This is a genomic window from Brasilonema angustatum (assembly GCF_059505445.1).
On sequence record NZ_JCACKO010000101.1, the window covers coordinates 1 to 11,559 of the forward strand.

Here is an 11,559-nt window from a genome sequence, read left to right on the forward strand (position 1 = left end):
AATCGCCTGTAAAAACTCTCCTACTTTATTTTCTCTGACTTTTGCAAGAGGTCTAATATCATTAACAACAAGCTCAAGCTGGATATGTGCAGTATCGCTACTTTTCCAATCGCTCGGCATTGGGCGACCATTTCCAGGCACAATATAATCCAACATTTCAATTCCTAAACCGCCTTGAATTGGTCGCAGTGGTGTAACTCGGACTTCGGCTTGTGGTAAACCATCAAGGTGGGCTTGGGTTTCACCCTGATTGAGACTACCGCCATCAATTTGCATTCCCAGAGTATCGCGGTAGAACTTGAGACTTTGGTCGGTCTTGGAAATGGTGATCGCACTATGATCGATTCCCAAAAATAAATTCTCTGTGTCCTGATGCCATTTATCTTGTCCTTTGTCAGCAGGAAACCAAATTAACTCTAAATTGTGACCGTCAGGATCTTTAAACTTAAAAGCGCGGACACCCGCAGATGCTTCATTATCAGGTGGTATTGTCTGCGGTTCCACTGAAATAGGTTTAATGGGAAATGAACGCAGATGAGCATAAGCACGATCCATATTGCTGACTGTGATCGCAAAATGTTGAAACCACAAATCATTGCTTTGGGAATCGCTGGGGATCAATTTTCCCTCAACGTTGAGATACTCCATCAATTCGATGAGTTCATCACCTAATTTTAAGGTAATAATGCGAATTGTTGCGGTTTCAACATCTTCAAGTTCGCTGTAATTTTGTCCGGCAACTGTGATATCTGAAACCACTTTAAAACCGAGTGCTTGGGTGTAGAAATTCAAAGATCGATCGCTATCTGTCACCGTTAATCCAATGGCGCGAATTCTTTGTACATGTATGTTATTATTTCTCACCATATCCATCAACAGAAAATTAAGAATTTTCTATTACAAAATACATCAATTTTTCTGATTTTTATCCTCCGAACCCAACATTTTGATTAAGTTTCTGGCAACTAAAGCACCTACAACTCCAACACCAACTATTTCCGCCACAAAAATAGCAAACAAAATTGCATATTCAACTGTGCGATTCAGAAATTCCACGGCAACAACGAGAGCGATAGCTTCGCTGCTGCCTTGGGCAGATCGCCACTCCAATAATGTTAACGTACTGCTCTTTTTGTAAACCTTCTGCAATTAATGGATCTTTCCCTGGTGGTGGAGTTTCTTGGGTTGTTTTTGGGGAAAGCTCTGATGCTGGTATTTCTTGCAATAATAAATCCATGAAAAGCCTCATGGAAATATCTTTAATTTTTAGATATGTTTACGCTTTCCAAAGATAAAGCAGTGAAAATAACAAAACCCAAATTATATCAACAAAATGCCAAAACAAAGTAGTTGCACTCACCCCGAAATGAGTATGTTCATAATTATTGGGAATCAAAGAACGAATAACCATAATTATCTGTAGAACAACACCACTAAAAACATGCAAAGCGTGGAAACCTGTTAGTAAGTAAAAAGTTGAACCAACTAACCCCGTAGTTAACTTAAAGTCAAGCTTGCTCCATTCAATTAAGACACCAATTAAAAAGTAAGTTCCCATTGCAATTGTGAGCAACCACAGCAAGCGAAATTGATTTAGCTTGCGACGCTTGAGAGCATTTTCTGCTGGTTGGATGACAAAACTACTAGAAAGTAATACCACTGTGCTAATAATCACAGCCTTAGACAATTCCGGACCAGAAATACCGGGTGGTAGCCAGTTGCGAGTTGTCAATCTCAGAGCAACGTATGTAAAGATAAAACTTAAAAAAATGATGCTTTCTGATAGTAGGAACACGGTAAAACCGAACATTCCTTTACCATGATGATCGTGAGCTTGTCCACCACCAGTTGGTAGAAAACGCTTCAGCCAATCTGGTAAGTGTCGCAGCCACTGATCAAAACGGATCGGACTTTCATCAATATGAATGGTGCGACGTTCCATGATGGGGAGTGGGGAAGTGGGGGAGTGGGAAAAAGATTTTCTGCTTTGTGATACCGAGTTTGTGAAATTGTCCATAAAATAACCTCACCCTCAATCCGGCTTCCCAAAGAGTGAATTCCGGAGAGGGATTGAGGGTGAAGTTTTACAGGAATGTAAGGATAATTTACAAGACATGATCTGACTTGTGCCTTTGTTCAAGATATTTCAACCTGTCTAACTATGCTCAACAGGTTCCACTACCGAGTATTCGGGATCGCCGTAATCGTAAGGAGGTCTGCTCACAACCGGAATTTCTGCAAAGTTATCTCGCGGTGGTGGTGAGGAGGTTGTCCACTCTAAACCAGTAGCGTGCCAAGGATTATCACTAGCCCTCGGTCCGTACAGCCAGGAACCCACAATGTTAGCAATAAAAGGCAGCGTGGCTACTCCCAACAAAAACGATCCCAGGCTAGCAATCACATTCCATCCTTGATAGCGTGGATCGTAGGAAGAAACTCGCCGCAGCATTCCTTGCAAACCTAACGGGTGCATGGAAAAAAAGGTAATGTTAGCACCGATAAAAGTAAACCAAAAATGCAACTTACCCCAACCTTCAGCGTACATCCTTCCAGTTATTTTGGGAAACCAGAAGTAAATCGCTGCGAAGATTGCCATCGTTATGGTATTGAAGACAATGTAGTGGAAATGACCCACCACAAAGTAAGTATTATTAACATGAATATCAAACGGTACAGCTGCAAGCATGACACCAGTCACACCGCCGAAAATAAACATAGCTGCACCTCCCATTGCAAATAACATTGGTGTTTCTAGATGCAGCTTGCTTTTCCAGATAGTGGCAGTCCAGCCAAATGCTTTTACACCAGTAGGTATAGCAACTAACATCGAAGTCAACATAAAAGTTATTCGCATCCAGCCGGGGGTAGCACTAGTGAACATATGATGCACCCAAACGAAGATGCTAACCACAGCGATGCCTAAAGATGCGATCGCTAATGACCGATAACCAAACAAAGGATTGCGGGAAAAGGCGGGCAGAACCTCAGCAATAATACCGAAAGCTGGCAGTGCCATGATGTATACTGCCGGATGAGAATAAAACCAGAATAAATGCTGATATATTACGGGATCGCCTTGAAGCAAGGGTTTGAAGAATTGCGTCCCAAATGAAAGGTCAAACAACAGCAGTATCAATGCACCTGTTAGAGCCGGTAAATTAACCAGTTGCAACAACTGAGCGCTGAAAACTGACCAGACAAAAATAGGCATTCGGAAAAAAGTCATCCCAGGCGATCGCATCCAAAAGATGGTAGTGATAAAGTTGACGGCTCCCATAATTGAAGAAATACCGATCAGCACTAAACTCACAATCCAAATAAATTCACCGTTAATAATTTGACCGGGTGCAACTTGTAAACTAACTGGCGGATAAGACCACCAGCCAGCTTGCGCCGTACCATTGGGCAGTAAAAAGCTAGAAAGTAGTAAAATACTCGCTGGGGGAATAATCCAAAAAGAGATGGCGTTGAGCAGGGGAAACGCCATGTCCCGCGCTCCAATCATCAACGGCACTAGGTAGTTAGATATACCTGCATTAAACGGGATAATCCACAAAAAAATCATGATCGTCCCATGCATGGTAAACAAGCCGTTGTAGAGGGGACGGTCAACCACATTCGATTCTGGGGTGAGCAGTTCCGCACGGATAATCATCGCCAACAGCCCGCCAATCAAAAAGAATATGAAGGTCGTCACCATGTATTGAATGCCGATAACCTTATGGTCGGTGCTGAAGCTGAAATATTGCCGCCAGTTATTTTCCGGTCTATCTTCAGTCATGCTGCCGGTGTTATGTGTCATTATTTACCTTTTTTTCATTCGCAATTGTCGATTGAGCTGGTGCGACGGTGTACCAACCGCTCTTAAATAACGTTTTTGATGGTTGGATATGTTCAGCAACTGCCTGATTTTCTACGGTCGTTGCTTTACTAGCCGTTTGAGCCAGCCACTGGTTATATTTTTCAAGTGATTCAACATATACATCAGCCTCCATCAAAGCAAAGTAAGTACCGCTGAATTGAGAATCTTTCAGTTTATATTTGCCTGCGCGAATAGGCGTTACTACAACATCAATGTCGCGCTTGGGTACAATGTCCTGCTTTAAGCGAAACTCAGGAACGTAAAAACCGTGGATAACCTCCTGTGCGTTCATATTCAAGCGGGTACTGCGATTTACAGGCAGGTGCAATTCATTACTAATAACATTATTTGGATAGCGGAAAGACCAATCCCACTGTTTCGCAAAAACATCAATAGTTTGAGAAGCCCCCTTGGGATTCTCGCTGACTGGTGCAGCGTAAGCTGGCTCAGATTCTAAGGGTGTATGAAAATGTACAATTTGCTTTAAACCCAAAATATCTAATTGTTGATAAATATTGAAGCTTTGGAAAGCAATCCACATTACCAATAGAGTTGGAGTAGCTGTCCACAAAATTTCTAGCTTGACATCACCTCTAGAAGGGTGTCCCTCACTATAATCAGCTGGAGATGCCCGAAAAAAAATTACCGAATACACCATTATCCCAACAAGTCCAAGAAAGATAAAAGCTCCAATTGAAACTAAAAAGCTAAATAAATCATCCACCCGTTGCGCTTCTGCTGTAGCCTGGAAAGGCATCCAAGAAAAAGCCTGCTGTCCAATCCAATGACTGATAACAAGCAGCACTGCAATAGAACCAGCTATTAGTAAATATTCCAGAAATCTAAACATAAAAGTTAGAGTGCTTCTCGTTTAACCTTAAATTTGATCTATCTGGGAAAGCTCTCTCCTACAAGGTGAGAGGCTTTAAAATTCGATTATTTTCTTGCTCCTCCCCTCCTAGGGCAGGAAGGAGAGGTCTATCTTACGTGGTTTAATTATTTGAGTAGCAAATTAGGATTTCTGCCTTCTTGAACCAACTTGGCAGCAGTAACATGAATTCCAAATTCTTCTCCCAATTGCGCCCCCAAAGTTCCGTGAATGTATAAAATACCTAATATCACAATGCCTACTAACAAGTAACTCCACTGTACTTGTCTGGGTGAATCTTTGCGCCAACGGTAGCGCTGTAAGCCCCTCCATACGACCATTGCCACGATGCTCCCCAAAAGCAAAACACCACCCACACCATGCAAAAGCATTGTCAAAGAGGCACTCAAACCCCAAGCACTTTTTTCATTTGCTGCTGGATTTGCCAAGAAAATCTCGAAAAAACCAGCCGCAACTGTAAAAAAAGTGACGGTTGCCGCCGCAAGTAAGTTATACCAGCCAACATCAAATAAACCTGCACGGATGGTAGGAAGCGCTAGAAATTTGAATATTGGTTTTTCTATAAGATAAAATGTCCCTGCTATGTCAAAAAGAACGGCGATGATAAACAAACCCAGTGTCAGATGCACTAACTGCGGATGTATAGGAATTTCATAAGGTAGTCCATTAGCATTAAACTTTAGCCCCAAAGAGTCGAGTAATTGCGAGTTCATTGCAAAATTCCCTTTTTCGCCGCTTCTACCACAGGCTGATTATGCAATCCATATACCCAAACTAATTTACTTCCTAGATAAGTTTGTAAGAACACCAGACAAACTAAAAACGTTGCTGCACCAAGGTAAACTGGAGGTATTTTTAAAGGGTTGCGCTTGCGAATGATAAAACGCCAAGCTGTTATAGCTACAACAATTGCTGCTAGCGACCAACCCATGATTGTATGAAAATTAAGTGTTGGCTGGACTGCTGCGTAAATGTTTGCTAAACCCGCTTCAAATTGACCAAAGATAACCGCTACAAATATAGCTGCTGAAGCAACAAACATATTCCAGAAACTTACTTCAAATAAACGATGGTTGCGGGTGAAGTAACCCACGACATCGCAGAATAAAGAAAAAAATACCATCGCAATCACAAAGTGAACGATGATCGGGTGTAGGGGATCGGGGTACGGTAGATTCTGGTTATTGAGAGGCAGCGAGGCCATTGCTTATTCCTTGGCTATGCAGAACTGCAAACTACGTGTGTCAGCTATGAGCGCGATACTCCTACGAAGTCGCTGCGCGATAGCTCCGCGCAGAGCGCACTTTACTTGCTAAAATAGCTAAAAATAATATTTAGCCTTGATTACTTGGTGGATTTTTACCTTAACAACTACTCCGATCAAATATAAGACTCACAGCAAGTATTTTCTAAAACATATATTCCAAACACTATCTTAAGGATGATTCTTCTCAAAAAAATATTTATTTTTCTCAATTCTATTTCTCAATCTGATTAATTTTTGTAAATATTTTTATGTATTTCTTAATCCCTTATTAGATGACAACTCGTCAACTATAGGACTCATATTTGATTTTTGACGAAGCTAGGTACACTTTCTGTTAAGCGTTAAGCATTAAGCGTTCCCTACCTCCATGAGTCAATTCACTCTATGGCTAACGCCACGCCTTACGGCTATCGGGGAAGATCTCCGGTCTCGCTGCGCTTTAGACCTCTGGGCGTGCGCTTTGCGCATACGCCAGATGCCTCTGTCGGGAAACCCTCTCCGAAGTTGCCACAACGCGGGGAACCCGCGCAAGGCACTTCTCTGTGCAGCACTGGTCTCACCAAAAGAAACCGGATTCCTATATATGGGTGAGAGTATCGTTTTCATTCTCAAAGCCGTGTACAGATGTTACATTCACGGTACAACACTGTTATGAAAGCAGCAATTATTGATCGCTATGGTTCTGCTGAAGTTTTGCAGATTAAAGAAGTTGAAAAACCATAGATTCAGCCTGACCAGATGCTGAATTTCGGTTCAATGTGTCATGTACTTAAATAAACGAAATTGGAGAAAATTAGCTTTGGGAGTTTTTGTAGAACCCAAAGGGCAAACCCGTAAGTGGCACAGAGTGTTAAAGTCTATATTGCCGAAAAACCTCACTCGCAGCCCGATGCACTAAGGAGTGACGATACACAAGTGATTTGAGATCATCAGCATATCCACCACCAATCACGCAAGCAACTCTATAGCCTGCTGCAATACAAGTGCTCAAAACTTGCATTTCTCGGCGGTATAAACCAGTATCAGTTAAGGCTAATTTTCCTAGCTTGTCCCCGATATGAGGGTCAACACCAGCATCGTACAACACCAAATCTGGCTTGACTTGAGACAACAAATCTGGTAAGTATTGAGCTAATGTTTGCAGGTAAGCATCATCTTCCATCCCCACAGGTAGGGAAACATCCAAATCACTTTTTTGCTTAGTACCAGGAAAATTAACTTCGCAGTGCATTGAGAAGGTGAAAACACTATCATCGCCTTGAAAAATAAAAGCGGTACCATCTCCTTGATGCACGTCTAAGTCTACAATCAAGATTTTCTGAATCAGGCCGAGTTTTTGCAATACACGAGCTGCAACTGCTAAATCATTGAAAATACAAAAACCAGATCCATAACTGGGAAAAGCGTGATGAGTGCCACCAGCAGTATTACAAGCCAAACCGTACTTTAGCGCTAATTGTGCCGTGAGAATTGTTCCACCAACGGCGACACATGTACGATTAACCAGTGAGGAACTCCAAGGTAACCCAATACGTCGTTGTGCTTTAGCATCAAGAGTACCTTCACAATAAGCTTGAATATATTCTGAGGTGTGAACTAACTCTATTAACTCGTGTGGCGGGCGTGAAGGCAGATGAAATTGTCCTTTTTGCGCCACGCCATCTGCTAATAATAATTCGTAGAGTTGCCGAAATTTTGGCATCGGGAAGCGATGACCTTCAGGTAGTGGGGCAACATAGTCAGGGTGGTAGACTATCGGCAAGTCCATGAAGTAATTGTTGTAAAAATTTCTCACAGCCAAAACACCAAGAATATTATCGCGTTGATTTTGTTGTTTCTACGCGAAGCTAAGAAATAGGTGATATTTTTCTGTCTGCTAATATAGTTTAAGCTACGTAGAGTTCCACCAGTTTTATTTACACTGGACAAGGAAACAATTGAGCAATCTTAATCTCAAATCCAAAATCTAAAATTAAAAATTGTCATGATACAACATTGGATTTTGCCACTTGTATTTATCTTGGCTGGCTTGCTTGGTGGAATCATATGCGAAAAAATTATTTTCACAAGACTCAACAAATTTGTTACTAGTAGACGAATTCCGGGAAGTGGAATTATATTTCGTTCCCTAAACCGTATGCCCTTCTTCTGGTGCCTACTTGCTGGGTTGTATGCTGCAACTGTTAGTTATGGTCGTTTTGAGCAGCCAGAAGTTGCTGAATTATTAAAAAAATTTATTACTGGTTCATTTCTATACACAGTTACTGTTGTTTTTGCCAGACTCACTGCTGGATTTGTCAATTTATTTTTTCGGAGAACAGATGGCTTTTCAGCCTCACTACTTTCTAATGTTGCTAAAACTGCCGTTATAGTTTTAGGAACATTAATTGTATTGCAAACACTAGGAGTTCAAATTACACCAATATTAACAACGTTAGGTATTGGTGGTATAGCAGTTGGTTTAGCACTTCAAGATACACTAGCAAATTTGTTTTCCGGTTTTTATTTAATTGTCTCTAAGCAAGTCAGGACAGGAGATTACGTTAAATTAGATGGTGGTGGTCATGAGGGATACGTCACAGATATAACTTGGCGAAATACGACCATAAAAGAGCTTTCTAATAACGTCATCATAGTACCAAATTCTAAGCTAGCTTCTGCTATTTTCACCAACTATCATCTCCCAGTTAAGGAAATTACATTAACGATGAACGTGGGAGTGAGCTACGATAGTGACCTTGAGCAAGTTGAAAGGGTGACTGTAAAGGTTGCTAAAGAAGTCATGGAAGAAATCGCTCCAGAATTAACAGCAAATGAACCTTATATAAGATTTAACGAATTTGCAGATTATAGTATAAACTTTACGCTTTATATGCGGGTCAATGAATTTTTTGACCAGCGCTTGGCTAGACATTTATTTGTTAAAAAATTACACAAACGCTATCAAAAAGAAGGAATTACAATTCCGTTCCCAGTCAGAAATGTTCATGTACAAGGTAATGGAAGTCAAAATGGAGCAATGACTTTGGAATGAAAAGAAGCTGCTTTATTCCTCAGTTTCAACCATTGGCTGAATCAAAGATGCGATCTGCGCTCCGCGCAGCAGCGAAGCTATCGCCCCTTCAATCCGCTGCCATCCGGTTGGTGAACTAAAATCAATTCCTAAGAATGTATTGCTAACTTTGGTTCGCAGAACTAGATAAACAATTCCAGCAATCAACACCGCACTGATAGCAGGAATATCTTTATCTGGCGGGAAGGAACACTTTTGCTTGAGAAATTCCAGGCTTTCAATCGCCACGCGATCGCGCACTGTTGCCAATTCATGCGTTAATTCATTACCTTCTAGCAACTCCCAGCGCATAATTTCTTGCGTAATAGGTCGTTTTTGTAAGTCATGTAGAAAACGCGTCAATAACAAAACTATCCAGTCAGCCAGCGATTCTGCATCGACGGCTGTTTCATCCCCAACTAATTCTTCAACACTCGTCCAGTAGCTCCCCTCCTTGGCAAAGGTTTCCAGTAGGGAGGGGAGGTTCTCAAAATATCGATAAATCAAGACTTTATCGACCCCGGCTTCACGGGCGATAGCTTCGCTTGCCTCACGCGCAAAGCGCACGCACTCGCGTTCGGCAGATCGCATTCACCCCCAGTTGCTTAAAGCCCGATTCTGCCAAGAATTTACCAACGGCTGCCAGAATTCGTACCTTTGTTTGTTCTTTATCCCGAACCATGAATCGTTCTCATCTGCTTGTCATCAATTGGTGACAATGATACATTGTCACTGAGCAGTGACTTAGGATTGAGGATGCAAAAGATTTCCTTTGAGTTAGAGGTGTATTCTTTCCACATTGATTTCATTGGACACGTGAACAACACTGTATTCAGTGGATGGAAATTGGACGGACAAAACTGTTGGAAGCCGTTGGGATGCCAACGCAGGAAATTTTTCAGCAAGGGTTTGCTCCGGTTCTGGTTCAAACCAACATTACCTATAAATCGCCACTTTATTTAGGCGATCGCGTGCGGGTGGAAATGTGGATCTCAGAACTGAAAAACGCATCTGCTATTATGCAGTTCCAGTTTTATAAAGAACAAGGAACACTGGCAGCAGAGGGATGGCAAAAAGGATTGTTTGTGGACACACAAACAATGCGTCCAAGGCGGTTACGCCCCGAGGAACGTTCTTTGTTCGCACCTTATGTGCATTCAAAGCTAGATGCTCAACCCCCTAATTCACTGGTTGATGTACCGTAAAACGATGATTATTGTTTGTTGGATATTGTTTGGTTTAGTAGGTGCAATTTCGTTTCTTCTTGCTTCATTTTCCATAGACAATTGCTTCACTACACGCTCCGCTGCGTATGCCCAGAGGGCACGCTTTCCCCTTACCCAATTGACTTGTATTTATCCGGACATGATATTAGCACGTTGTGCCTAATCCTTTAAAATCAGAGAAAATGAATATATGAGGAAAAACGTTAAGAATCTTAATAATGACTGGAACAACGCAGCAGCAATCAACAACCAGCTTTGAAAAACTCTTTTGGACTTGGCAGGGTCACAAAATTCAGTACACTGTCATGGGTACTGGACGCCCCTTGGTACTGGTTCATGGCTTTGGTGCTTCGATTGGACATTGGCGGAAAAATATCCCAGTTTTAGCTGCGGCTGGCTACCGAGTTTTTGCTCTTGACCTTTTGGGGTTTGGAGGTTCTGATAAAGCTCCGTTAAATTATACAGTGGAACTGTGGGTGGAACTGCTCAAGGATTTTTGGACAGCACACATTACTGAACCTGCTGTATTTATCGGTAACTCCATCGGCGCACTTTTGAGTTTAACGGTGGTGGCAGAACATCCGGAAATAGCTGCAGGTGGTGTTTTGATTAACTGTGCAGGTGGGTTGAGCCATCGATCGCACGAGTTGAACCCACCGCTACGGATTGTGATGGGAGCTTTTAACAAATTAGTGCGATCGCGCATAACAGGAGCACTTGTCTTCAACCGCATCCGTCAAAAAGCTCAAATTCGCCGTACCCTATACCAAGTTTACCGTAACCGGGAAGCTGTCACCGATGAATTGGTAGACTTACTTTATGCTCCTTCTTGTGATCCAGGAGCGCAACAAGTTTTCACTTCTATCCTCACAGCACCTCCAGGTTCATCTCCAATAGAACTTTTGCCCAAAGTCGCCCGCCCATTGCTGGTGATATGGGGTGCAGATGACCCCTGGACACCAATTACTGGGGCAAAAATTTACGAAAAAGCGCGAGAGAATGGCAAAAATATTCAAATTGTGCCAATTCCAGGTGCTGGTCATTGTCCTCATGATGAAGTGCCAGATGTTGTAAATCAGCAGATTTCGGACTGGTTATCATCTTTGTAGATTAAAAGAGAAACTTGGTTTTATAAAACCGGGTTTCTTGATGACTACGCCTATATATCCCTCTTCTGTCACTTTCCGGAGTAAGCAAGTAGTAAATAACCCTCTTCTGTCACTTTCCGGGTATTCTGAATAAAAGAATCATGGATAGAAAACT

At 42.0% G+C, this 11,559-nt stretch carries 12 protein-coding genes; 3 read left to right on the forward strand and 9 right to left on the reverse strand.

What is annotated here, in order from left to right; all coding sequences use genetic code 11:
* The 8 genes from AC5JM2_RS16795 to AC5JM2_RS16830 form a co-directional block, all read right to left on the reverse strand.
* The coding region (locus AC5JM2_RS16795; protein WP_495836001.1) for a VOC family protein at positions 1-867 on the reverse strand (867 nt) is incomplete at its 3' end.
* Between the two features lie 163 nt (positions 868-1,030).
* Complete coding sequence (locus tag AC5JM2_RS16800; protein ID WP_495836002.1) at positions 1,031-1,237, reverse strand: hypothetical protein; 207 nt, start codon at positions 1,235-1,237, stop codon at positions 1,031-1,033.
* Positions 1,238-1,276: 39 nt separating this feature from the next.
* A complete protein-coding gene (locus AC5JM2_RS16805; RefSeq protein WP_495836012.1) occupies positions 1,277-1,942 on the reverse strand; it encodes a cytochrome c oxidase subunit 3 in 666 nt (221 codons plus the stop codon).
* A gap of 213 nt (positions 1,943-2,155) precedes the next feature.
* Entirely contained in the window at positions 2,156-3,802 is a 1,647-nt protein-coding gene (locus tag AC5JM2_RS16810) for a cytochrome c oxidase subunit I (RefSeq protein ID WP_495836003.1), read from the reverse strand.
* Positions 3,792-4,712, reverse strand: coding sequence for a cytochrome c oxidase subunit II (locus AC5JM2_RS16815; protein WP_495836004.1), 921 nt, complete (start codon positions 4,710-4,712; stop codon positions 3,792-3,794). The genes AC5JM2_RS16810 and AC5JM2_RS16815 overlap by 11 nt, the downstream gene beginning before the upstream one ends.
* Positions 4,713-4,858: 146 nt before the next feature.
* Positions 4,859-5,464, reverse strand: coding sequence for a DUF2231 domain-containing protein (locus tag AC5JM2_RS16820; protein ID WP_495836005.1), 606 nt, complete (start codon positions 5,462-5,464; stop codon positions 4,859-4,861).
* Entirely contained in the window at positions 5,461-5,955 is a 495-nt protein-coding gene (locus AC5JM2_RS16825) for a DUF2231 domain-containing protein (RefSeq protein ID WP_495836006.1), read from the reverse strand. Before AC5JM2_RS16825 ends, AC5JM2_RS16820 begins: the two co-directional genes overlap by 4 nt.
* A 913-nt stretch (positions 5,956-6,868) precedes the next feature.
* Complete coding sequence (locus tag AC5JM2_RS16830) at positions 6,869-7,786, reverse strand: histone deacetylase family protein (RefSeq protein ID WP_495836007.1); 918 nt, start codon at positions 7,784-7,786, stop codon at positions 6,869-6,871.
* A gap of 216 nt (positions 7,787-8,002) precedes the next feature.
* On the opposite strand from AC5JM2_RS16830, the gene AC5JM2_RS16835 reads away from it, so the two are divergent.
* Complete coding sequence (locus AC5JM2_RS16835) at positions 8,003-9,052, forward strand: mechanosensitive ion channel family protein (protein ID WP_495836008.1); 1,050 nt, start codon at positions 8,003-8,005, stop codon at positions 9,050-9,052.
* A 12-nt stretch (positions 9,053-9,064) separates the two neighbouring features.
* Here the strand turns inward: AC5JM2_RS16835 and AC5JM2_RS16840 are convergent, their stop codons facing one another.
* Positions 9,065-9,661 (reverse strand): TetR/AcrR family transcriptional regulator, encoded by a 597-nt coding sequence (locus tag AC5JM2_RS16840; protein ID WP_495836009.1) that lies wholly within the window; start codon positions 9,659-9,661, stop codon positions 9,065-9,067.
* 248 nt (positions 9,662-9,909) lie between these two features.
* Here AC5JM2_RS16840 and AC5JM2_RS16845 point away from each other — a divergent pair, with 248 nt between their 5' ends.
* Positions 9,910-10,275, forward strand: a complete 366-nt coding sequence (locus tag AC5JM2_RS16845) for an acyl-CoA thioesterase (RefSeq protein WP_495836010.1) — start codon at positions 9,910-9,912, stop codon at positions 10,273-10,275.
* A gap of 239 nt (positions 10,276-10,514) precedes the next feature.
* Positions 10,515-11,405, forward strand: a complete 891-nt coding sequence (locus AC5JM2_RS16850; protein WP_495836011.1) for an alpha/beta fold hydrolase — start codon at positions 10,515-10,517, stop codon at positions 11,403-11,405.
* Positions 11,406-11,559: the final 154 nt, after the last annotated feature.